The organism is Pseudomonas sp. SJZ079 (genome assembly GCF_007993865.1).
Taxonomy (GTDB): domain Bacteria; phylum Pseudomonadota; class Gammaproteobacteria; order Pseudomonadales; family Pseudomonadaceae; genus Aquipseudomonas.
Map to the genome: position 1 here is coordinate 1 of NZ_VIUH01000033.1, position 23,056 is coordinate 23,056.

The 23,056-nt window shown below is 59.3% G+C and carries 20 protein-coding genes; 4 read left to right on the forward strand and 16 right to left on the reverse strand.

Going from position 1 to position 23,056, the window contains the following annotated elements; genetic code table 11:
* Window positions 1-377: 377 nt before the first annotated feature.
* The 11 genes from FBY03_RS20780 to FBY03_RS20830 form a co-directional block, all read right to left on the reverse strand.
* The gene (locus FBY03_RS20780; protein WP_147174254.1) at window positions 378-1,973 is read right to left on the reverse strand and encodes an isocitrate lyase; all 1,596 of its coding nucleotides are present in this window, start codon (window positions 1,971-1,973) and stop codon (window positions 378-380) included.
* 513 nt (window positions 1,974-2,486) lie between these two features.
* Window positions 2,487-3,296, reverse strand: a complete 810-nt coding sequence (locus FBY03_RS20785) for a secretin N-terminal domain-containing protein (protein ID WP_147174255.1) — start codon at window positions 3,294-3,296, stop codon at window positions 2,487-2,489.
* Window positions 3,293-3,934, reverse strand: a complete 642-nt coding sequence (locus FBY03_RS20790; RefSeq protein ID WP_147174256.1) for a histone acetyltransferase HPA2 — start codon at window positions 3,932-3,934, stop codon at window positions 3,293-3,295. The genes FBY03_RS20785 and FBY03_RS20790 overlap by 4 nt, the downstream gene beginning before the upstream one ends.
* A 122-nt stretch (window positions 3,935-4,056) precedes the next feature.
* A complete protein-coding gene (locus FBY03_RS20795) occupies window positions 4,057-4,482 on the reverse strand; it encodes a GNAT family N-acetyltransferase (protein ID WP_147174257.1) in 426 nt (141 codons plus the stop codon).
* Window positions 4,475-5,641, reverse strand: a complete 1,167-nt coding sequence (locus FBY03_RS20800) for a cupin domain-containing protein (protein WP_147174258.1) — start codon at window positions 5,639-5,641, stop codon at window positions 4,475-4,477. Before FBY03_RS20800 ends, FBY03_RS20795 begins: the two co-directional genes overlap by 8 nt.
* A 78-nt stretch (window positions 5,642-5,719) precedes the next feature.
* Window positions 5,720-7,090: an adenylosuccinate lyase gene (gene purB / locus FBY03_RS20805; RefSeq protein WP_147174259.1), complete on the reverse strand. Its 1,371-nt coding sequence runs from the start codon at window positions 7,088-7,090 to the stop codon at window positions 5,720-5,722.
* 87 nt (window positions 7,091-7,177) lie between these two features.
* The gene (locus tag FBY03_RS20810) at window positions 7,178-8,035 is read right to left on the reverse strand and encodes a DMT family transporter (RefSeq protein ID WP_147174260.1); all 858 of its coding nucleotides are present in this window, start codon (window positions 8,033-8,035) and stop codon (window positions 7,178-7,180) included.
* A gap of 3 nt (window positions 8,036-8,038) precedes the next feature.
* Complete coding sequence (gene hflD, locus FBY03_RS20815; RefSeq protein ID WP_147174261.1) at window positions 8,039-8,659, reverse strand: high frequency lysogenization protein HflD; 621 nt, start codon at window positions 8,657-8,659, stop codon at window positions 8,039-8,041.
* On the reverse strand, window positions 8,656-9,774 hold the full coding sequence (mnmA, locus tag FBY03_RS20820; RefSeq protein WP_147174262.1) for a tRNA 2-thiouridine(34) synthase MnmA: 1,119 nt from the start codon (window positions 9,772-9,774) through the stop codon (window positions 8,656-8,658). The genes hflD and mnmA overlap by 4 nt, the downstream gene beginning before the upstream one ends.
* A 72-nt stretch (window positions 9,775-9,846) precedes the next feature.
* Window positions 9,847-10,293: an NUDIX hydrolase gene (locus FBY03_RS20825; RefSeq protein ID WP_147174263.1), complete on the reverse strand. Its 447-nt coding sequence runs from the start codon at window positions 10,291-10,293 to the stop codon at window positions 9,847-9,849.
* A gap of 135 nt (window positions 10,294-10,428) precedes the next feature.
* Entirely contained in the window at window positions 10,429-12,654 is a 2,226-nt protein-coding gene (locus FBY03_RS20830; protein WP_147174264.1) for an NADP-dependent isocitrate dehydrogenase, read from the reverse strand.
* Between the two features lie 365 nt (window positions 12,655-13,019).
* Here FBY03_RS20830 and icd point away from each other — a divergent pair, with 365 nt between their 5' ends.
* Window positions 13,020-14,276, forward strand: a complete 1,257-nt coding sequence (gene icd, locus FBY03_RS20835; protein WP_025166331.1) for an NADP-dependent isocitrate dehydrogenase — start codon at window positions 13,020-13,022, stop codon at window positions 14,274-14,276.
* A 70-nt stretch (window positions 14,277-14,346) separates the two neighbouring features.
* Here the strand turns inward: icd and cspD are convergent, their stop codons facing one another.
* Entirely contained in the window at window positions 14,347-14,610 is a 264-nt protein-coding gene (gene cspD / locus FBY03_RS20840) for a cold shock domain-containing protein CspD (protein WP_147174265.1), read from the reverse strand.
* A gap of 229 nt (window positions 14,611-14,839) precedes the next feature.
* Here cspD and clpS point away from each other — a divergent pair, with 229 nt between their 5' ends.
* Together clpS and clpA are read left to right on the forward strand one after the other, a co-directional pair.
* A complete protein-coding gene (clpS, locus tag FBY03_RS20845) occupies window positions 14,840-15,202 on the forward strand; it encodes an ATP-dependent Clp protease adapter ClpS (protein ID WP_147174266.1) in 363 nt (120 codons plus the stop codon).
* A gap of 29 nt (window positions 15,203-15,231) precedes the next feature.
* The gene (gene clpA, locus FBY03_RS20850) at window positions 15,232-17,502 is read left to right on the forward strand and encodes an ATP-dependent Clp protease ATP-binding subunit ClpA (RefSeq protein WP_147174267.1); all 2,271 of its coding nucleotides are present in this window, start codon (window positions 15,232-15,234) and stop codon (window positions 17,500-17,502) included.
* 61 nt (window positions 17,503-17,563) lie between these two features.
* Here the strand turns inward: clpA and infA are convergent, their stop codons facing one another.
* The 4 genes from infA to trxB all read right to left on the reverse strand — a co-directional run bounded on the left by infA (window position 17,564) and on the right by trxB (window position 20,387).
* A complete protein-coding gene (infA, locus tag FBY03_RS20855) occupies window positions 17,564-17,782 on the reverse strand; it encodes a translation initiation factor IF-1 (RefSeq protein ID WP_002553999.1) in 219 nt (72 codons plus the stop codon).
* Window positions 17,783-17,882: 100 nt separating this feature from the next.
* Complete coding sequence (locus FBY03_RS20860) at window positions 17,883-18,590, reverse strand: arginyltransferase (protein WP_147174268.1); 708 nt, start codon at window positions 18,588-18,590, stop codon at window positions 17,883-17,885.
* Window positions 18,591-18,644: 54 nt separating this feature from the next.
* The gene (aat, locus tag FBY03_RS20865; protein WP_147174269.1) at window positions 18,645-19,325 is read right to left on the reverse strand and encodes a leucyl/phenylalanyl-tRNA--protein transferase; all 681 of its coding nucleotides are present in this window, start codon (window positions 19,323-19,325) and stop codon (window positions 18,645-18,647) included.
* Window positions 19,326-19,436: 111 nt separating this feature from the next.
* A complete protein-coding gene (gene trxB, locus FBY03_RS20870; RefSeq protein ID WP_147174270.1) occupies window positions 19,437-20,387 on the reverse strand; it encodes a thioredoxin-disulfide reductase in 951 nt (316 codons plus the stop codon).
* 248 nt (window positions 20,388-20,635) lie between these two features.
* Here trxB and ftsK point away from each other — a divergent pair, with 248 nt between their 5' ends.
* A complete protein-coding gene (gene ftsK / locus FBY03_RS20875; protein ID WP_178090737.1) occupies window positions 20,636-23,038 on the forward strand; it encodes a DNA translocase FtsK in 2,403 nt (800 codons plus the stop codon).
* Window positions 23,039-23,056 lie beyond the last annotated feature (18 nt).

Below are 23,056 nucleotides of genomic sequence, written 5' to 3' on the forward strand. Positions count from 1 at the left end.
CCTGTCCAAGTGGACGTGGATCAGGTGTCCAAGTGAGCATGGAACGAGTGTCCAAATGATCGTGGGCTGAGTGTCCAAGTGTCGTGGAATCCGCAGCCTTGCCTCGCGCAAAAACAGGCTACGGCGCGGCCGCGAATGAAACGGCAACAGACCCTAGGCCACGGCGACTGGTTTGAGCAGGTTCGATCACCTGTCGAGGTGTGCGGAGCAGGCCAAGGCTTAGCGGGTCACGCGCGGGAAGGGTTTTGGGGAGGACGTGTAGGTCGTTGGCGTAAGCAGTAGGTTGCACACATAAAAAACCCCAGCATCGCTGCAGGGGTTTTTTGTACCGGCGCTCAGCCAGAAGACTCGATCCTGGCTGGGTGAGTCAGTTGCGTTTAACCGAACTGATTCATGGTGTTGTCTTTACCACCGGCCTTCAGCGCGGCTTCACCAGCGAAGTACTCTTTATGGTTGTCACCGATGTCGGAGCCAGCCATGTTCTGGTGCTTCACGCAAGCGATGCCTTGGCGCAGCTCTTCACGCTGAACGCCTTTGACGTACGCCAGCATGCCCTGGTCTGCGAAGTACCCTTTGGCCAGGTTGTCGGTGGACAGCGCGGCGGTGTGGTAGGTAGGCAGGGTGATCAGGTGGTGGAAGATACCGGCCTGAGCCGAACCATCACGCTGGAAGGTGCGGATCTTCTCGTCTGCAACCTGAGCCAGCTCGGTCTGGTCGTACTCGACGCTCATCAGCTGGGCGCGGTCGTAGGCGGAAACGTCTTTGCCTTCGGCGACGAATGCATCGAACACTTGCTGACGGAAGTTCAGGGTCCAGTTGAAGGACGGGCTGTTGTTGTACACCAGCTTGGCATTCGGAATCACTTCGCGGATGCGGTTAACCATGGCCGCGATCTGGCCAACGTGCGGCTTCTCGGTTTCGATCCACAGCAGGTCGGCACCGTTCTGCAGCGAGGTGATGCAGTCCAGCACGCAGCGGTCTTCGCCGGTGCCTTTGCGGAACTGGAACAGGTTGCTAGGCAGACGCTTAGGACGCAGCAGCTTGCCGCCACGGTTGATGACCACGTCACCGTTGCCCAGTTCGGCAGCGGACACTTCTTCGCAATCGAGGAAGGCGTTGTACTGGTCGCCCAGGTCGCCCGGCTGCTTGGTCACGGCGATTTGCTTGGTCAGGCCAGCACCCAGGGAGTCGGTACGTGCAACGATCACGCCGTCATCGACACCCAGCTCGAGGAACGCGTAGCGAACTGCGTTGATCTTGGCGAGGAAGTCTTCGTGGGGAACGGTCACTTTGCCGTCCTGGTGACCGCACTGCTTCTCGTCGGACACCTGGTTTTCGATCTGGATGCAGCACGCGCCTGCTTCGATCATGCGCTTGGCCAGCAGGTAGGTGGCCTCCGGGTTACCGAAACCGGCGTCGATGTCGGCGATGATCGGTACTACGTGAGTTTCGTAGTTATCGATCTTGCTCTGAATTTCAGCGGCCTTGGCAGCGTCGCCAGCAGCGCGGGCAGCGTCCAGGTCGACGAACAGCAGATCCAGCTCGCGGGCATCGGCCTGGCGCAGGAAGGTGTACAGCTCTTCGATCAGGCCGGATACGGCAGTTTTTTCGTGCATCGACTGATCCGGCAGCGGACCGAAGTCAGAACGCAGTGCAGCCACCATCCAACCGGACAGGTAGAGGTAGCGCTTGTTGGTGGTCTTCAGATGCTTCTTGATGGAGATCATCTTCTGCTGACCGATAAAACCATGCCAGCAACCCAGCGACTGGGTGTAGACGGAGCTGTCAGCGTCGTACTCGGCCATGTCTTTACGCATGATGGCGGCAGTGTACTTGGCGATATCAAGACCGGTTTTGAAGCGGTTCTGAGCGCGCATGCGGGCGACGGACTCAGGGTTGATAGCGCTCCAGCTGTTACCGGCTGTCTCTTTAAGAGCCGCTACGGCTTTGATGTCGTTTTGATAAGCTGACATGGTCAATCCTTCAAAGTATGTGTTTGGTTGAGCACCGGCTTTCCCACTCAAAACCTGAGTGAACAAGGCTTTGGTTGCGGGGGCTCACCGCAGAACATCGAGAGAGTGACCAGGACGCATTGAAACTGGGAGGAGGGGGTGACGAGACGAACAGTTCGCTGACTACAGCTGCTGCAAATGACCAGGTCATTTGGCGTTTACCGGCTCGTGGATGCCGTTGGACGACTCAGTAGACTGTGCTGCCATGCTGGCTATACGTTAAAACGCTTCCCCGTCCCTCAGGACAACTTCGTTCCAGTCGCAATCTCGTCGAACTGCCTTGTGGGCTTTACAACACGAGCCGTCCCAACGGTAAGTCGGAGAGCGACCCGGGAGGCCCTTTCCAGGGCCCCTGATTAGCGGGAGCGAGGCCATAATGCCTCTGCAGAAAGTGTTCGTCAAACGTTTTGTAGTGGTTTTTTAGTACTACTACATAATTTCTAAAGCGACTGATGAGTCATGCCGGCCACGTATTCAATCAACGATTTCGACCTTCACGCGCAAGCTCATGTCTTCGCGGCCCTGGGTCGAGCGCTGCTGTCCAAAGCCCTGTCGATCGACCTGGCTTTGCTCGTTGACGCCGCCGATGCTGATCCATTCGCCAAGCCGGCCGCTGACCCGGGTATCGGTGCTTTGCACGTCAATCACCCCGGGCTGTGATTGATTCAGGCGGTCGCGGTTACTGCTGATGCTGATGTGCACGATGTCCCCGGTGAGGCTGGCGGTCACGTAGAAACCGCGTGTGACGTCGCGGTACTGGGAGTTGTTGTACACCTGGCCGTAGCCGTCATGGCTGCTGGTGGTAATGGGCACGCTCTGGCCGATCTGAATCAAGGCGGGATAGCCTTCGTTGGTCTGCACCTGCTGCGTGCCACCACCGCGACTCTCGGTGTTGCGACGGATGATGCGTACCTGGTCGCGGCCATTGATTTCGCCCTGGCCGACTATCACCTCGGCATTGCCAGCGCTGATCGAACCGTCGGCGCGGTAGCCGCGATCGGTCTGGTAGGTCGAGTCGGAGCTGTCGACGCTGATCAGTAGGCGGCGCGGCTGGGTGTCCAGCTGGCTCAGTAAGGCGCGGATTTCCTCGATCTTCGCCGGCGTGGCATTGACCACCAACTGGTTGCCATACGCGTTGATGTGGCCCTCATTGCCCAGCACCGATTGCAGCAGCGGGCGCATTTCGTCGGCGGTGTGGTAATTCAGCGGGATGACTTCGGTGGCGGCACTCAGGGCCTGGCTGAGGCTGAGCAGCAGGGCGGCGATTAGGGCGCGAGCATTCATAGCAGGAAACTCCGCAAATCAGGGTCGAGGATGCTGGTGTCCCAGGCCAGGTCGAAGGTTCGTTGTTGCAGGCGAACTCGGCCTGGGTCCTGGTATAAGGCATAGCCGGCGAACTGGCCGGGCTCGGGGCGCAAGAGCATACCGCTGTCATCGGCGAGCAGGAAGCTAGCGACTTCACAGGGATAGTCCGGGTGCAGCTTGCGAATACGCAAGCTGCTGGTCAGGCGGCGTGACAGGCTGAGCAGGCGGTGTCCGTCTTTCACGCTGCGGCTGAGGTCTTTGACCAGGATACGCAGGCGATTCTTCGGATTGGCGAGGAGAAACCGCCTGCAGGCCTCCTCGATGCTGCTGTGATGATAGAGCCAGGGCTCCAGGTCGTCAGTGTAGATACACAGACTGCGTCGGGCTTGTTGGAGCAGGGCGAGGGCATGGGCTCGGGCCTCATCGGCCTGATTGAAACGCTCCAGCGGCTGGTGTTCGCCGAGAGTGAAAGGGGCGGGTTCACAACGCGCGGTGTCGGTGACCACTGGCTCTGGGTTGTGGACGGCGAAACGCCCCGAAGACTCGAATTCGATAGCAGGAAGCGTTTCTGCCGCGTTGCTGTCGGTTGCGTCTGGCGGGGCGTTTTTGTCGTTCATCCTGACCTCTCCGAGCCTGTGCTTGATTCCCCGAGCCAAGGCAAGGAGCGGCAGCACCCGCAGGCTCAGGGCAGTAGGTGCAATGTAGCATCAAGCACTAAGCGGGTAGCGGATCAGTTCTTCTAGTTGCTGTCGCGCACCATGTCCACGTGGGGGATGCCGGCGTCGAGGTATTCACCGCTGACGATGGCAAAGCCTAGCCGTTCATAGAAGGCTGTGGCATGCACCTGGGCGCTGAGCATTTGGCGCTGCAGACCACGTTTTTCCGCCTCGGCGATGACTGCACGCATCAGCGCGTCACCGACTTTCAGGCCGCGCCAGTCCTTGAGTACCGACATGCGGCCAATATGCCCGTCGGGCAGCAAGCGCGCCGTACCAATCGGGTAGTCACCTTCATAGGCTAAAAAATGCGCGGCCTCGGCATCTTCAGCGTCCCATTCGAGCTCCGGTGGCACGGATTGTTCGGCGATAAATACCGCTTCGCGAATGCGTCGAAGCTCGGCATTGTCCTTCTGCCAGTCGGCCAGGCGGACGTGAATGCTATTCATTGGCAAACTCCAGGCTGCCTTGCTTGACCAGTTCCCAGAGCAGATTACGCCCGGTGTCGTCGCTCAGCCACTGGTCAAGGTTGTCGCTATGTAACGCGTCCGCTGCGCAAATGAGCTTGAGCAGCTCACGCAGATTGGCCGGTAGCAGGCGGCTCTGACCGCTGGCGAACAGCACCAGATCTTCGCCGACCTCGGACCAGGCCAGGCGGGCACTGGGGTTGCGGATCAAGACGGCACCGTCTTGCAGGTTGCCGAGGAAGACGCCCTCGTCCATTTCGATGCCGCCGATCAATTCCGGGTAACGCGGTTCGGTCATGAATTGGCCGAACCAGGTCATCAGCAGTCGTTCGTCGCCCATGTGCTCGTTGAGCAGGTTTTTCAAGCGATCCAGCGAGTCGCGCTGGATTTGGTGGGGATCGCTGGTCGGCTGCGCATCGGCGTCGCTGTAGCGCTCCTCGTCGGGCAGGAACTGGCCCAGGAAATCGGTGAAATGGGTGAGTACTTCGGCGGCGCTCGGCGCGCGGAAGCCGACGGAATAGGTCATGCAATCATCCTCAGCGGTACCACAGTGGGCCAGGAGCGGCGGCAGATAGAGCATGTCGCCGGGTTCCAGTACCCATTCTTCAGTTTTATCGAATTCGGCCAGAATCTTGAGATCCGCATGCTCGAGCAAAGGGCTCTCGGAGTTGCAGGTCTGGCCTATTTGCCAGCGGCGCTTGCCGTGGCCTTGCAGCAGGAATACGTCGTAGTTGTCGAAGTGCGGGCCCACGCCGCCACCGGGTGTGGCGAAGCTGACCATGACATCGTCGATGCGCCACTTGGGCAGGAAGTTGAATGGCTCGAGCAATTCGCCGACTTCCGGGACGAACTGATCGACCGCTTGCACCAGCAGGGTCCAGTCGCGTTCGGGCAGATGGGCGAAGGCATCTTCGGCGAATGGACCGCGGCGCAGCTCCCAGGGGCGCTCGCCGTGTTCGAGGACCAGGCGCGATTCGACTTCCTCCTCCAGCGCCAGACCGGCCAATTCGTCGGGCGAGATCGGGTTTTCGAAGTCGGGCATCGCCTGGCGCACCAGTAGCGGTTTCTTCTGCCAGTAATCACGCAGGAATTCGCGCGCGGTCAGGCCACCCAGAAGTTGCAGTGGAATATCAGGATTCATCGGTAAGCCTTTGAAATGAGTAATTACCCATAAATAAAAACGCCCGGCACAGCCGGGCGTAGGGAGGGCTGTTGCCGCTTAGATGCGCTTGGCCTGGGCCACGGCGTTGCCGATGTAGTTGGCCGGGGTCAGCCGCTTGAGCTCGGCCTTGGCTTCGGCGGGCATGTCCAGCCCATCGATAAAGGTCTGGAGTGCCTCTGGACTGATGCCTTTGCCCCGGGTCAGTTCTTTCAGCTTTTCGTAGGGGTTTTCGATGGCATAGCGGCGCATCACCGTCTGGATCGGCTCGGCGAGTACTTCCCAGCAGGCGTCCAGGTCTTGAGCAATACGTTGAGTATTCAGCTCTAACTTACTGATTCCTTTCAAGCTGGCCTCGTAAGCAATCACGCTGTGGGCGAAGCCGACGCCGAGATTGCGCAGCACCGTGGAATCGGTCAGGTCGCGCTGCCAGCGCGAGATCGGCAGCTTGCTGGCCAGGTGCTGGAACAGTGCGTTGGCGATACCGAGGTTGCCTTCGGAGTTCTCGAAATCGATCGGGTTGACCTTGTGCGGCATGGTCGAGGAGCCGATTTCTCCAGCAATGGTGCGCTGTTTGAAATAGCCCAGGGAGATATAGCCCCAGATGTCACGGTCGAAGTCGATCAGGATGGTATTGAAACGGGCAATCGCATCGAACAGCTCGGCAATGTAGTCGTGCGGTTCGATTTGCGTGGTGTAGGGGTTGAACTGCAGGCCAAGGTCGCCTTCGATGAACTGCCGGGCGTTGGCTTCCCAGTCAATCTGCGGATAAGCCGACAGGTGCGCGTTGTAGTTACCCACGGCGCCGTTGATCTTGCCCAGCAAAGGCACAGCCGCGACCTGGGTGATCTGCCGCTCCAGGCGATAGACCACGTTAGCCAGTTCTTTACCCAGGGTGGTCGGCGAAGCTGGCTGGCCGTGGGTGCGCGAGAGCATCGGTACGTCGGCGAACTTCACTGCCAGCTCACGAATCGCTTCGGCGGTCTGGCGCATCAGCGGCAGCAGCACGTTGTCGCGGCCTTCGCGCAGCATCAGCGCGTGGGACAGGTTGTTGATGTCCTCGGAAGTGCAGGCGAAGTGGATGAACTCGCTGACCTGGTCCAGCTCAGGCAGCTTGGCGGCCTGTTCCTTGAGCAGGTACTCCACGGCTTTGACATCGTGGTTAGTGGTGCGCTCGATTTCTTTCACGCGCTCGGCGTGCTCGATGGCGAAGTTTTCCGCCAGTTCGTTGAGTACGGCCTGGGCTTCGGCCGAGAAGGGTGCGACCTCGGCAATGCCGTCATGTTCGGCGAGGCGCTGCAGCCAGCGCACTTCAACCAGAACGCGGAAACGGATCAGACCGTATTCGCTAAAAATGGGGCGCAGTGCGCTGGTTTTGCCGGCGTAGCGGCCATCGACGGGGGAAACCGCAGTGAGCGAAGAAAGCTGCATAGAAGGCGTTCTCGGGCAGTCGGGCAACGAAAAGGGCGCATATCATACATGAAATCGGCGCTCTGACCGCGTTTGGTCGATGGCCGTTCAGCGAGCTCGACGGCGAACCGCCAGCAGGCTGGAAGCGAAAATCAAGGCGGCGCCGAACAGCGATGTCAGGTCCGGGGTCTCGCCCCAGCGCAGCCAGGCGATCAGGCCGGCAAACACGATGGCCAGGTAGGCGAAGGGGCCGATCAAGCCCGGCGGCGCCAGGCTATAGGCCTTGGTCATGATGATCTGACTGGTGGTGGCGAGCAGGCCGATGACCAGCAGCAAACCCAGCTCATGCTGGTTCAGCGGCTGCCAAGTCCAGGCGAGCGGGATCGCCGAGATCAACGCACTGAACAGGGAAAAGTAGAAGACCATGCGAAAGGCCGGCTCGGTGTCACTCATCTCGCGGATCGAGACAAAGGCAAAGGCCGCCAGAATGCTGGCTGCCATGCCGATCAGCGCTTGGCTGTCGAGCAGGGCGGCGGAGGGCTTGGCGACCAGCAGCACGCCGATCAGGCCGATGATGGTGGTGGCCAGGATGCGCTTGCTCAGCGGCTCTTTCAGCCACCACCAGGCGATCAGTGGAGTGAAGACCGGGGCCGAATAAGTGAACAGCATGGCATCGGCCAGTGGCAGATGGGCGATGGCATAAAAGAAGCAATACATCGCCGCCAGGCCGAAGGTGGTGCGCCACAGATGTGACTTGAGGCGGCCCGTTTTCAATGGGCGCACGCCTTTGAGCAGGATCAGCGGGAGGAAGAACAGCACGCCGACAAGGTTGCGGAAAAACACCACCGACTCATTGTTGACGCTACTGGAGACTTCGCGCACGCCAAGCCCCATCAGCGCGAATAACAGTGCGGAGAGCGCCAGCAGCGCGGCGCCTCGCATGGGATTGACCATGCGTGCGGCCATGGGTCAGCTACGCAGCAGCGGGTAGAGTTCTTTAAGCAATTTGCCGCGACTTAACACCAGCTGCCAGCGGTGGCCGCCGAGCTGACGCCACAAGCGCGCCGCGCGAATACCGGCGAGTAGCAGGGCGCGGATCTTCGAGGCATTGCTCGGTTGTTGCAGGTGGCGCATGTCGCCTTGCACCTGAATGCGCTGACGGAAGGTGCTGATGGTGTCCTGGTACAAGCTGCCGCAGGAGGCGACCACGTTCTCGTGAATCGGCCCGAAGTGCTCGACCTGTTGCTGAATCTGATCGAGGCGTTTGCCCATGACCTGCAGCATGTCGTCGCGCTTGGACAACTGCCGTTCCAGCGCGAGCAGGGCCAGGGCATAGCGCAGCGGTTCGCGCTGCAGGCTGGCGGGGTCGCGCTCCAGTGAACTGACCAGGGCGCGATAGCCGTCGCGCAGGTTGAGGTCATCGCCGCCGTAAACATCCAGAGTGTTCTGCGGGTCGCGGACCAATAGGCTACCGAGCATGCAGGTCAGATCGGCTTCGCCGATCTGGCCGGTGCGCGCGAGCTTATCGACCAGTACCGCCGATTCGAAGACCGCAGCCAGTGCCACCAGCTGTTCCTGTGTTGGCGTCATGGGCGCGGGCCCTTGCTGCTCCAGGGCTCGGCTGTTTCGATCACGCCGCCGCCGAGGCACACCTCGCCGTCATAGAACACCACGGACTGGCCCGGTGTGACCGCCCGTTGTGGCATGGCAAACGAGGCTCGGTAGCCATTAGCCGTCTGTTCCAACGTGCAGGACTGGTCACCCTGGCGGTAGCGCACCTTGGCGGTCAATTGCCGTGGGCTGCCAAGGTCGACAGGGTTGACCCAGTAAATCTGCGAGGCAAGCAGGGCGCTGGAGAATAGCCAGGGATGCTCGTTACCTTGACCAACCACTAGTACGTTGCGCACTAAGTCTTTCTCCAGGACATACCAGGGTTCGTCGCTGGCGTCTTTCAAACCACCAATACCCAGGCCTTGGCGTTGGCCGATGGTGTGGTACATCAAACCATGGTGGCGACCAATGACCTCGCCCTCGGTGGTTTCGATATCGCCGGGCTGTGCGGGCAGGTATTGCTTGAGGAAATCGCTGAAGCGGCGCTCGCCGATGAAGCAGATACCGGTGGAGTCCTTTTTCTTCGCCGTGGCCAGCTGGTATTTCTCGGCGATGGCGCGCACCTGGGGTTTCTCCAGTTCGCCGACCGGGAACAAGGTCTTGGCGATCTGCTCGCCGCCGACCGCATGCAGGAAGTAGCTCTGATCCTTGTTCAGGTCCAGACCCTTGAGCAGCTCGGTACGGCCGTGGTTATCGCGGCGGCGGACGTAATGACCGGTGGCGATCAGATCGGCACCGAGCATCAGCGCATAGTCGAGAAAGGCTTTGAACTTGATCTCGCGGTTGCACAGGATGTCCGGGTTGGGGGTGCGCCCGGCCTTGTACTCGGCAAGGAAGTGCTCGAACACATTGTCCCAGTACTCCGCCGCGAAGTTGGCGGTGTGCAGCTTGATGCCGATCTTGTCGCACACGGCCTGGGCGTCGGCCAGGTCATCCATGGCGGTGCAATATTCGGTGCCGTCGTCCTCGTCCCAGTTCTTCATGAACAGGCCTTCGACCTGATAACCCTGCTCCAGCAGCAGCAGGGCAGAAACGGACGAGTCGACGCCGCCGGACATGCCGACGATTACGCGGGTTGCAGTTGGATCGGGCATGGGCTGAGTGTGCAGAGGTTCAAAAGGACGCGATTCTAGCAGGGCCGGCTCGTTGCGGCGACTAGCCAGGCGTTAAGCCGGGTCGCGGATCAGGGTTAACGGGAAGCACGCGCCATCCAGGTAGTCGTCGATGCAGCGCAACACCAACTCGCTGCGCCAGCGCTCCGGTTGGGCAGCCAATTCGTCGCGGGTCAGCCAGCGTGGGCCGATGATGCCATCATCCAGTGCGAGTTCAGGATGCTGTCGCAGCGCTTTGGCGGCGAAGCAGACGCGTTGATAGGTCACCCCATTGCTGGGGGCTGTATACAGGTAAATGCCGGTGACGCCAGTCAGCTCGACATCCCAGCCGGTTTCTTCGAGGGTTTCGCGTACGGCGGCCTGCAGGAGGCTTTCGTCCGCCTCCAGGTGGCCGGCAGGCTGGTTGAATACCGCACGACCCTCGGCCAGCTCTTCGACCAGGAGGAAGCGGCCCTGGTCTTCGATGACCGTGGCCACGGTGATGTGAGGGTGCCAATCCATAAAACGCTACCTGTGCTGACAAATGGTGAGCATAACAGCCGCGTCTGTGCGCTTCTGTCAGGCCGAAAGCAGAAACCCCGGCGCAGGGGCCGGGGTTTCCATGTTGCGACGCCCATGGGCGCCGGGTCTTAGTGCTTAAGCCAGTGCGGCGAGGGCGGCGTTGAAGGTCGCGCTCGGGCGCATGACCTGGCTGGCCAGCCGCGGATTGGCGCGGTAGTAGCCGCCAATCTCGACAGGCTTACCCTGGACAGCGTTCAACTCGGCCACGATGGCGGCCTCGTTGTCGCTCAGGGCCTTCGCCAGCGGGCTGAACTGCGCTTGCAGCTCGAGATCTTCGGTCTGCGCGGCCAGTTCCTGTGCCCAGTACAGGGTCAGGTAGAAATGGCTGCCGCGATTGTCCAACTCGCCGGTCTTGCGCGAAGGCGACTTGTTGTTGTCCAGCAGCTTGCCGGTGGCCGCGTCCAGGGTTGTGCCGAGCAACTTGGCTTTCGCGTTGTTGCTCTTGATCCCGGTCTCTTCCAGAGACACCGCCAGGGCCAGGAACTCGCCGAGCGAATCCCAGCGCAGGTGGTTCTCTTCGATCAGTTGCTGGACGTGCTTGGGCGCCGAACCGCCTGCACCGGTTTCGTACATGCCGCCACCGGCCATCAGTGGCACGATGGAGAGCATCTTGGCCGAGGTGCCCAGCTCCATGATCGGGAACAGGTCGGTCAGGTAGTCGCGCAATACGTTGCCGGTCACCGAGATGGTGTCCTGGCCGCGAATCAGGCGTTCCATGCTCACGCGGATGGCTTCGTTGTAGCCCATCATGCGGATGTCCAGGCCGTTCAGATCATGTTCCTGCAGGTAGGCTTCGACCTTCTTCTGCAGTTGACGGTCGTGAGCACGCTCCGGGTCCAGCCAGAAGATGGCCGGGGTGTCGGACTGGCGGGCGCGGGTCACGGCCAGCTTGACCCAGTCGCGGATCGGCGCGTCCTTGGTCTGGCAGGCGCGCCAGATATCGCCGGCTTCGACTTCGTGCTGCATCAGCACAGTACCGTCAGCCAGGACCACACGCATGGTGCCGTCGGCGGTCATTTCGAAGGTCTTGTCGTGGGAGCCGTATTCCTCGGCCTTCTGCGCCATCAGGCCGACGTTCGGTACGCTGCCCATGGTGGTCGGGTCGAACGCGCCGTTGGTCTTGCAGAAGTTGATCATCTCCTGATAGATGCGGGCGTAGGTGCTTTCCGGCATGACGGCCTTGGCGTCTTTCAGCTTGCCGTCCTTGCCCCACATTTGCCCGGAGCTGCGGATCATGGCCGGCATCGAGGCGTCGACGATCACGTCGCTCGGGATGTGCAGGTTGGTGATGCCCTTGACCGAGTCGACCATGGCCATTTCCGGGCGGCCGCTGTAGCAGGCGTGGATGTCATGGAGGATCTCTTCCTGCTGCGAGGCGGGCAGATTCTTGATCTTGTCGTAGACGCTGCTCAGGCCGTTGTTCGGGTTGACGCCCAACTCGTCGAACAGCTCGGCGTACTTATCGAACACCTCTTTGTAGTACACGCTGACGGCATGGCCGAAGACGATCGGGTGGGACACCTTCATCATCGTCGCCTTGACGTGCAGCGACCACATGACGCCGGTCTCCTTGCAATCCTGCAGGGTTGCTTCGAAGAACTCGCGTAGCTTGCGACAGCTCATGAACATGCTGTCGAACACTTCGCCTTCTTGCAGGGCGAGTTGCTTCTTGACTACGACCTGGCCGTCCTTGCCAATAAACTCGATGCGTACGTCACCGGCCTGGGCCATGGTGATCGATTGTTCGCTGGAGAAAAAATCGCCGCCGCGCATGTAGTCGGCATGGGACTGCGACGCCATGCTCCACTTGCCCATGGAGTGCGGGTGCTTGCGGACGAAGGCTTTGACTGCCGCAGGCGCGCGACGATCAGAGTTGCCCTCACGCAGGACCGGGTTGACCGCGCTGCCGAGGACCTTGCTGTAACGGGCCTGGGCGTCTTTCTCGGCGTCGGTCTGCGGGTCTTCAGGGAAGTCGGGAATATTGTAGCCCTGAGCCTGCAGTTCGGCGATGGCACCCTTGAGTTGTGGTACCGAGGCGCTGATGTTCGGCAGCTTGATGATATTGGCGTCTGGCATGGTGGCCAGGACAGCCAGCTTGGCGAGATCGTCCTCGGCTTGCTTGTCGGCATCCAGTCGGTCGGCAAAGCTTGCAAGGATGCGCCCTGCAAGAGAGATGTCGCGTGTTTCGACGGCGATGCCAGCAGAGGCTGCGAAGGCTTCTACAATAGGTAGAAGCGAGTAGGTGGCGAGGGCTGGGGCTTCGTCGGTGAAGGTATAGATGATCTTCGAACGGGTGGACATTTAGGGTTAACTCTCTTCTTCGCTGAGCGTACACAAACCCTCGACATGCGCAGGTAGGCGCCGTGGTTCGCTGTGTGAGCGAGCCGGAAGTCGAGGACTTGCCGCGGTGATGTTGGATGCACCAGTAGAGTGTCGAGCACTTCGAGCCGTCGAGTCGCGGTAGCAATTCGGCAGATTCAAGAGGCGGGCGTCTCGTTCAAGACAGGCAACCCCTTATGACTCGTTAGTCACCTAAGCAGTATACCACTGCGACTGTGCGTCGCAGAATGCCCTTGTGCATAAGACCAACGAACATATGGTTTCGCCCGATTCAACTGGGTTACTCTCGGGCGATGCGCACTGTTAACCACAAGACGGAGTCCAGCATGGGATACCAAAAGATCCAGGTGCCAGCAACCGGTGACAAAATCACCGTCAATGCCGATATGTCCCTCAATGTACCGAATAACCCGATCATCCCTTACATCGAGGGTGATGGCATCGGCGTCGATATCAGTCCGGTGATGATCAAGGTCGTCGATGCGGCTGTCGAAAAAGCCTACGGCGGCAAGCGCAAGATTTCCTGGATGGAAGTCTACGCCGGCGAGAAGGCCACTCAGGTATACGACCAGGACACCTGGCTGCCACAGGAGACTCTGGACGCTGTCAAAGACTACGTCGTTTCCATCAAAGGCCCGCTGACTACGCCCGTCGGTGGCGGTATCCGTTCCCTCAACGTAGCGCTGCGTCAGCAACTGGACCTGTACGTTTGCCTGCGCCCCGTGCGCTGGTTCGAAGGCGTGCCTAGCCCGGTGAAAAAGCCTGGCGATGTCGACATGACCATTTTTCGCGAAAACTCCGAAGATATTTATGCCGGTATTGAGTGGAAGGCCGGTTCGCCGGAAGCAGACAAGGTCATCAAGTTCCTCAAAGAGGAAATGGGTGTAACCAAGATTCGTTTCGATGAAAACTGCGGCATTGGCGTCAAGCCGGTTTCCAAAGAAGGCACCAAGCGTCTGGCACGCAAGGCGTTGCAGTACGTGGTCGATAACGACCGTGACTCGCTGACCATCGTGCACAAAGGCAACATCATGAAGTTCACCGAAGGTGCCTTCAAAGAGTGGGCCTACGAAATTGCGGCCGAGGAATTCGGCGCAACCCTGCTCGATGGCGGTCCTTGGATGCAGTTCAAGAACCCGAAAACCGGCAAGAATGTCATCGTTAAAGATGCTATCGCCGACGCCATGCTGCAGCAGATCCTGCTGCGTCCGGCCGAGTACGATGTAATCGCCACTCTGAACCTCAACGGTGACTACCTGTCCGACGCCCTGGCGGCCGAAGTGGGCGGTATTGGCATCGCGCCGGGCGCCAACCTGTCAGACACCATCGCCATGTTCGAAGCGACCCACGGCACTGCACCGAAGTATGCGGGCCAGGACAAGGTCAACCCGGGTTCGCTGATCCTCTCTGCCGAAATGATGTTGCGCCATATGGGCTGGGTAGAAGCTGCCGACCTGATCATCAAGGGCACCAACGGCGCTATCTCGGCCAAGACCGTGACCTACGACTTCGAGCGCCTGATGGAAGGTGCCAAGCTGATGTCGTGCTCGCAGTTCGGCGACGCCATGATCACGCACATGTGAGCTGATCGGTGGTAAGAAAAAGGCCGGTCAATGACCGGCCTTTTTCATGAGCAGGCAACCACCCTAAGGTTCAGACTTCAATCGTGTTGCCTTGAGGCAGGCTGGCCATGCCTGGCGCTTCGATAGAGGCCGAACTCGCGCTTATATTCACAGCATGGAGTCCTTTAGGACCCTGAATGATGTCGAAACTCACCGACTGACCCGCTTTGAGCGTTTTATAGCCCTCCATCTGGATCGCCGAGTAGTGGGCGAACAGGTCCTCATCTCGGCCGTCGGCCAGGATAAATCCATAGCCCTTGGCGTTGTTGAACCACTTGACCTTACCGCTAAGCATGCTCATATCCCTCTGCAAAGGACCCCATCACTGGAGTATCATCCACTTCGATTCCGCGCATTAATCAACCGGGTTGGGCGAGGGCGCGGAATCCCACATACCCATGAGTGGGTATTTATTGTTTGTAACACCGTTTTGCCGATAGTCAAGGCGATGCTGCAACTGGCTGAGAAGCCGTTCAAACTCCTTCTAGTCCCTGTCTTCGTCCAACCACGAACCTTTTCCCCACATGCATGCAAGTAGCCAGATTCGACTAACATTCAATCAGGATCGCCCAGCAACGCATGAGGACGATTCTTTCGGTCTTGCCGTACAGGAATCTAAGCCGGCGTTACAGGCACCACCGCTGTATAAGGTGGTCATATTCAATGACGACTACACACCGATGGATTTCGTAGTCGAGGTGCTCGAGGTGTTTTTCAACTTTAATCGGGAGCTGGCGACCAAGATGATGCTGACCGTCCACACAGAGGGGCGGGCAGTCTGCGGAGTGTTTACCCGCGACATCGCCGAAACGAAGGCGACGCAGGTCAACCAATACGCGAGAGAGTGCCAGCATCCATTACTCTGTGAGATCGAGAAGGACGGTTAGCGCCGGCCGCTTGGGCATGAGGTGAAGCTATGTTAAATCGAGAGCTCGAAGTCACCCTCAATCTGGCCTTCAAAGAGGCTCGCACCAAGCGTCATGAGTTCATGACGGTTGAGCACCTCCTGCTGGCTCTGCTGGATAACGAAGCCGCCGCCAGCGTCTTGCGCGCGTGTGGCGCCAGCCTCGACAAGTTGCGGCATGATCTACAGGAATTCATCGACTCCACCACGCCACTGATTCCTCTGCATGACGAAGAGCGTGAAACCCAGCCAACCTTGGGCTTCCAGCGTGTTTTGCAGCGCGCAGTATTCCATGTGCAAAGCTCTGGTAAGCGCGAGGTGACGGGCGCCAACGTGTTGGTGGCGATTTTCAGCGAGCAGGAAAGCCAGGCCGTATTTTTGCTCAAGCAACAGAGTGTTGCGCGGATCGACGTGGTCAACTTCATTGCCCATGGCATTTCCAAGGTGCCGGGGCATGGCGGTCATTCTGACCCCGACCAGGAGATGCAGGACGAAGAAGGCGGGGAGTCTTCGACCTCGGGCAACCCACTGGATGCTTACGCCAGCAACCTCAACGAGCTGGCGCGTCAGGGGCGGATTGATCCTCTGGTCGGTCGCGAGCTTGAAGTGGAGCGCGTGGCGCAGATCCTCGCCCGGCGACGCAAGAATAATCCGTTGCTGGTCGGCGAGGCCGGTGTCGGCAAGACCGCCATTGCCGAGGGTCTGGCTAAACGCATCGTTGACCTGCAAGTTCCGGATTTGCTGGCTGATAGCGTGGTCTATTCGCTGGATCTGGGCGCCTTGTTGGCCGGCACTAAATATCGTGGTGATTTCGAGAAACGCTTCAAGGCGCTGCTCAATGAACTGCGCAGGCGTCCGCATGCGATTCTGTTCATCGACGAGATCCACACCATCATCGGTGCGGGAGCGGCCTCAGGTGGGGTGATGGATGCATCCAATCTGCTCAAGCCGATGCTTTCTTCTGGGGAAATTCGCTGCATTGGCTCGACCACCTTCCAGGAGTTTCGCGGTATTTTCGAGAAGGATCGCGCCCTGGCGCGGCGCTTCCAGAAAGTCGATGTAGTCGAGCCCTCCGTCGAGGACACAGTCGGTATTCTGCGCGGCCTGAAAGCGCGTTTCGAGCAACACCACAGCATCGAGTACAGCGACGAAGCCTTGCGTGCAGCCGCGGAGTTGGCCTCGCGCTACATCAATGATCGCCATATGCCGGACAAGGCCATCGATGTGATTGACGAGGCGGGTGCTTATCAGCGTCTGCAGCCGGTGGATAAGCGCGTCAAGCGCATTGAGGTGGCGCAGGTCGAGGATATTGTGGCTAAAATTGCACGGATTCCGCCTAAGCATGTCAGCAGCTCGGACAAGGAGTTGCTGCGCAACCTTGAGCGCGACCTCAAGCTCACGGTGTTTGGTCAGGATGCGGCGATTGACTCGCTTTCAACGGCGATTAAATTGTCGCGCGCCGGTCTCAAGGCGCCGGATAAGCCTGTTGGCTCTTTCCTGTTTGCCGGTCCTACCGGGGTCGGTAAAACCGAGGCGGCGCGTCAATTGGCCAAAGCCTTGGGGATTGAGTTGGTGCGTTTCGATATGTCCGAGTACATGGAACGGCATACCGTTTCTCGCCTTATCGGCGCTCCGCCGGGTTATGTCGGCTTCGATCAGGGTGGTTTGCTGACCGAGGCGATCACCAAGATGCCGCATTGCGTATTGCTACTCGATGAAATCGAGAAGGCGCATCCGGAAGTCTTCAACCTGCTGCTGCAGGTAATGGATCACGGCACGCTGACCGATAACAACGGGCGTAAGGCAGATTTCCGCAACGTCATCCTGATTATGACCACTAACGCGGGCGCGGAGACCGCATCGCGGGCCTCTATCGGCTTCACTCATCAAGATCACTCGTCCGATGCCATGGAAGTGATCAAGAAGAGCTTCACGCCGGAGTTCCGTAACCGTCTGGATACTACTATCCAGTTCAGTCGCCTGAGCCATGAGGTGATCAAGAGCATCGTCGACAAGTTCCTCACCGAGTTGCAGGCGCAGCTCGAGGACAAACGCGTCATGCTTGAGGTCAGCGATGCTGCTCGCAACTGGCTGGCGGAGACAGGCTACGACGTGCAGATGGGGGCTCGACCGATGGCGCGCTTGATTCAAGATAAGATCAAGCGTCCGCTCGCGGAAGAGATTCTGTTTGGCGAGCTGGCTGAGCATGGTGGCGTGGTGCATATCGATATCAGCAATGGCGAGCTGACTTTCGACTTTGAAACCACTGCCGAAATGGCTTGAAGGCTATTTTCTACTGACAAAAACGCCCGGCTATGCCGGGCGTTTTTACTGGTGCTTAAACTTAGCGAGCGCGGTAGGTGATGCGACCTTTGCTCAAGTCATAAGGTGTCAGCTCAACGCGAACCTTGTCGCCAGTCAGAATGCGGATGTAGTTCTTGCGCATTTTTCCGGAGATGTGCGCGGTAACGACGTGCCCGTTTTCCAACTCCACACGAAACATGGTGTTGGGCAGGGTGTCGACGACAGTGCCTTCCATTTCGAAGCTGTCTTCTTTCGACATGCAGTAAAGCCCTCGGTATCCAATGAATGGCCCGGTGCAACTGGCCCCAGGCAAAAGCGGCGTGCATTGTGCCCGAAAATAGAGGTTTCCGCCAAGGAATTCAGGTAAGCGTGACCCAGCGTTGATTGACGAACAGCTCAATCGGGCGATATTGCGTCTTGTAATTCATTTTTCGGCAATTTTTGATCCAGTAGCCGAGATAGACGGCATATAGGCCTCGTCGTGCGGTTTCGCCTATCTGCCACAGGATGGCGAATCGACCCAGGCTTCGGCGCTCTTCACTAGGGTCATAAAACGTGTAAACCGCAGAAAGTCCGTTGGGCAGGGCGTCGGTTACTGCGATCGCCAATAGTCGGTTGTCCTTGCGGAACTCGAAGAAACAAGAAAATGGCAAGTCACGCACCAGAAAGGTCGAGAACTGCTCGCGGCTAGGTGGGTACATGTCGCCATCGGCATGCCGTCGCTCGATGTAGCGAGCATAGAGGTCGTAATACTCTTCGGTGAAGGCCGGGCGTACTGCGCGTACCTGCACGTCCTGGTTGCGTTTGATGATCCGCCGTTGCTGACGGTTAGGGGTGAACTGTGCGGCGGGAATTCGTGCCGGCACGCAGGCTGTGCAGCGTTGGCAGTGGGGGCGGTACAGGTGGTCACCGCTGCGCCGAAAACCCATTTCCGAGAGCTCGGCGTAGACGTCCGCATCCATGGGCTGGCTGGGGTCGAGGAACAGCGTCGTGGCCTGCTCTTCGGGCAGATAGCTGCACGGATGGGGCTGAGTGGCGTAAAACTTTAAACGAGCCAGCTCGGTCATGATTGCGTCTCGGGAGAAGCCTAAAGTAAGTGTATGCCAGGCTGCCGCACACGCCTAGATAAGCCAGTCCGCCCCGCTGGGCTGGTCGAGGTGGTATTTCAGGTAGTCACTGAAGTCGGCTCGGGCGATGGCGCGGGCCCCGAAATTATGCAGGTGCTGGGTCGGCATCTGGCAGTCGATAAGCGCAAATTTCCAGGTTTTCAGGTGCTCGACCAAGGTGGCAAAGCCGACCTTGGAGGCGTTGTCGCCGCGACTGAACATCGACTCGCCAAAAAACAGTTGACCCATCGCCAGCCCATACAGCCCGCCGACCAGCTCGCCATCGCGCCAGACTTCGACCGAGTGGGCTATGCCGCGCTTATGCAGCTGAAGATAGGCATGCTGCATATCTGTTGTGATCCAGGTGCCCTCAGCGTATTCGCGCGGCGCGGCGCAAGCCTGGATGACGGCAGCAAAGGCTTGGTCGAACGTCACTTGATAGCGTGCTTGGCGCAGCACCTTGTGCAAGCTGCGAGAGATATGCAGCTCATGCGGGAAAAGCACGGTGCGCGGGTCGGGCGACCACCAGAGGATGGGCTGGCCTTCCTGGTACCAGGGGAAGCAGCCGTGGCGATAAGCCTGAATCAAACGATCAGCACTCAAGTCACCGCCGGCTGCGAGTAAACCATTGGGTTCGCGCAGGGCCTTGCTCAGGGGTGGAAAATTCAGTGAGTCGCGTTGCAGCCAGGTCAGCATTTAGCGCAGCCGGAAGAGGGTAGGGCGGATGCCAGGAGCCTGTCGGACTGATGCCGCCCTACTTGCGGGCGCTCAAGTCCGACAGGCTCCCAGGCACCCGCCCAGGGGCTATCAGTTGTCGTCGAGAAACTTCTCGACATCCAGTGCTGCCATGCAGCCCGCACCAGCCGAGGTGACGGCTTGACGGTAAACGTGGTCGGCGACGTCGCCGGCGGCAAAGACGCCCTCGATGCTGGTTGCGGTGGCATTGCCTTCGCTGCCACCCTTGATCAGCAGGTAGCCGTCGCGCATTTCCAGCTGGCCCTGGAACAGGTCGGTATTGGGCTTATGACCGATGGCGATGAATACGCCGGTCAGCGGCAACTCTTTGGCTATCCCGTTGGTCGTATCCTTCAGGCGCACTCCGGTCACGCCGCTGGCATCCCCCAACACTTCATCCAGGGTGTGGTTCCAGTGCAGGTGAACGTTGCCGTTGGCGGCTTTGTCGAACAGTTTGTCCTGCAGGATTTTTTCCGAGCGCAGTTTGTCGCGACGATGGACCAGATGCACTTCCTTGGCGATATTGGCCAGGTACAGCGCTTCCTCCACGGCCGTGTTGCCGCCACCGATGACGGCAACCACTTGGTTGCGATAGAAGAATCCATCGCAGGTGGCGCAGGCTGAAACACCCTTGCCGGCAAAGGCTTCTTCCGAGGGCAGGCCTAGGTACTGGGCCGAGGCGCCGGTGGCGATGATTAAGGCATCACAGGTGTAGGTGCCACTGTCGCCTGTGAGGGTAAAAGGGCGAGCCTGCAACTCGGCTGTGTGGATGTGGTCATAGATGATCTCGGTATCGAAGCGCTCGGCGTGCTTTTGCATACGCTCCATCAGCGCCGGGCCGGTCAGGCCTTCGACGTCACCCGGCCAGTTATCCACTTCGGTGGTGGTGGTGAGCTGGCCGCCAGGTTCGATACCAGTGATGACTACAGGTCTGAGGTTGGCGCGAGCGGCGTATACGGCAGCGCTATAACCGGCAGGGCCGGAGCCCAGGATGATCAGGCGTGAATGCTTGACTTCGCTCATAAAAACACCTCATAAGCCTTTGTCACAAAAGAGAATGCATGCTCCAATTGAGCCGCACGGAAGATGATGCCGGCTATGCTACACCGAAGCAGAGGGTGAACAGGAGTCAGCGACACGAGGCTCCGACGGTACAGAGTTTACCCTAGCAGGGCTGTGTGGCAGCAGTCGGACAAACCCGTACAATAGGCCTCACTTTCGCCGTTAACCGATGATTCGGCGCGCCCCATCGGCGCAGGAATAGATGCGTTTTGAAGAACTCTAGCACTACAGCTCAGGCACCGATCTGGCGCCAGCAACTGCCCTACCGATTGAAAGAGGGCGCACTGATTGCCCTTGGCGCACTCTGCCTTTATCTGTGGATGGCGTTGCTGACTTACGATGCGGCCGATCCAGGCTGGACGCACACCAGCAATGTGGAACAGGTGCACAACGCAGCCGGTCGCGCCGGTGCGTGGTTCGCCGACATCCTATTCATGGCCCTGGGCTATTTCGCCTATCTGTTTCCGCTATTGCTCGGGGTTAAGACCCTGCAAGTGTTTCGCGACCGCCATAAACCCTGGCACTGGAGTGGCTGGCTGTTTTCCTGGCGACTGATCGGCTTGGTATTCCTGGTGTTGTCGGGGGCGGCGTTGGCCGATATCCATTTTGACGCCGGTTCAAGCATGCCGGCTTCAGCTGGTGGTGCCCTGGGTGAAAGTATTGGTCAGCTGGCCGAAGGCGCGCTGAATGTGCAGGGCAGTACCCTGCTGTTTATTGCACTTTTTCTCTTTGGCTTGACGGTATTTACCGACTTGTCCTGGTTCAAAGTGATGGACCTGACCGGCAAGATCACCCTGGACTTGTTCGAATTGATCCAGAATCTGGTCAACCGCTGGTGGAGCGCTCGGGTCGAGCGCAAACAGCTGGCACTGCAACTACGCGAAGTCGATGAGCAGGTTAGCAACGTGGCAGCCCCGATGGTGCATGACCGCCGTGAGCAAGCCAAAGTCAAAGAGCGCCTGCTCGCTCGCGAAGAAACCCTGAGCAAGCACATGAGCGAGCGTGAGAACCGCATCGCGCCGATCATTACCCCGCCTGCTGCAGCGAAAACCGCTGAGCCGAGCAAGCGTGTGCTGAAAGAAAAGCAAGCGCCGTTGTTCGTCGATAGCGCGGTGGAGGGCACGCTGCCGCCGATTGCTATCCTCGATGTGGCGGAAAAGGTCCAGAAGAAATATTCGCCAGAGTCTCTCGAGGCCATGTCGCGCCTATTGGAGATCAAACTCAAGGAGTTTGGTGTCGAGGTGCTGGTCGAATCGGTTCATCCCGGTCCGGTGATCACGCGCTTTGAAATACAGCCGGCCGCAGGGGTAAAAGTCAGCCGCATTTCCAACTTGGCCAAAGACCTGGCCCGTTCGCTGGCAGTGATCAGTGTGCGGGTGGTGGAAGTCATTCCGGGTAAAACCACAGTCGGCATCGAGATACCCAACGAAGACCGGCAGATCGTACGCTTCTCCGAGGTGCTGTCCTCGCCCGAATATGATGAAGCCAAGTCGCCGGTCACCCTGGCTCTAGGGCATGACATCGGTGGCAAACCGGTGATTACCGACCTGGCGCGCATGCCGCACCTGCTGGTAGCGGGCACCACCGGCTCGGGCAAGTCGGTGGGGGTCAACGCGATGATCCTGTCGATCCTGTTCAAATCCACGCCGGAGGAGGCGCGGATGATCATGATTGACCCGAAAATGCTCGAACTGTCGATCTACGAGGGTATCCCGCACTTGCTCTGCCCGGTCGTGACCGACATGAAGGAGGCGGCCAATGCCCTGCGTTGGAGCGTGGCCGAGATGGAGCGGCGCTACAAGCTGATGTCGAAGATGGGCGTACGCAACCTGGCTGGCTTCAACCGCAAGGTCAAAGACGCCATCGATGCCGGACAACCGCTGGAAGATCCGCTGTACAAGCGCGAAAGCATTCACGATGAGGCGCCGCTGCTGAAACCACTGCCGACTATCGTGGTAGTGGTCGACGAGTTCGCCGACATGATGATGATCGTCGGCAAGAAGGTCGAAGAATTGATCGCGCGCATCGCGCAAAAGGCGCGGGCTGCGGGTATTCACCTGATTCTCGCCACCCAGCGGCCATCGGTAGACGTGATCACCGGCCTGATCAAGGCCAACATCCCGACCCGTATGGCCTTCCAGGTGTCGAGCAAGATCGATTCGCGTACCATTCTCGATCAGGGTGGCGCCGAACAATTGCTTGGCCATGGTGACATGCTCTATCTGCCGCCCGGTACCGGACTGCCGATTCGGGTGCACGGCGCCTTCGTTTCCGATGAAGAGGTGCACCGTGTCGTCGATGCGTGGAAGCAGCGTGGCACCCCGGATTACATCGAAGACATCCTCGCCGGCGTTGAAGAGGCTGGCAGTGGCTTTGACGGTAGCAGCGAGGGCAGTAGCGAGGGCAGTGAGTCAGACCCGCTGTATGACGAGGCCGTGCGCTTTGTCACCGAAAGTCGCCGCGCTTCGATTTCCGCGGTACAGCGCAAGCTGAAGATTGGCTACAACCGCGCCGCGCGGATGATTGAAGCCATGGAAATGGCCGGCGTGGTGACGTCCATGAATACCAACGGCTCGCGTGAAGTGATCGCGCCGAGCCCCGTTCGCGACTAACGCCTACATATCGACTTT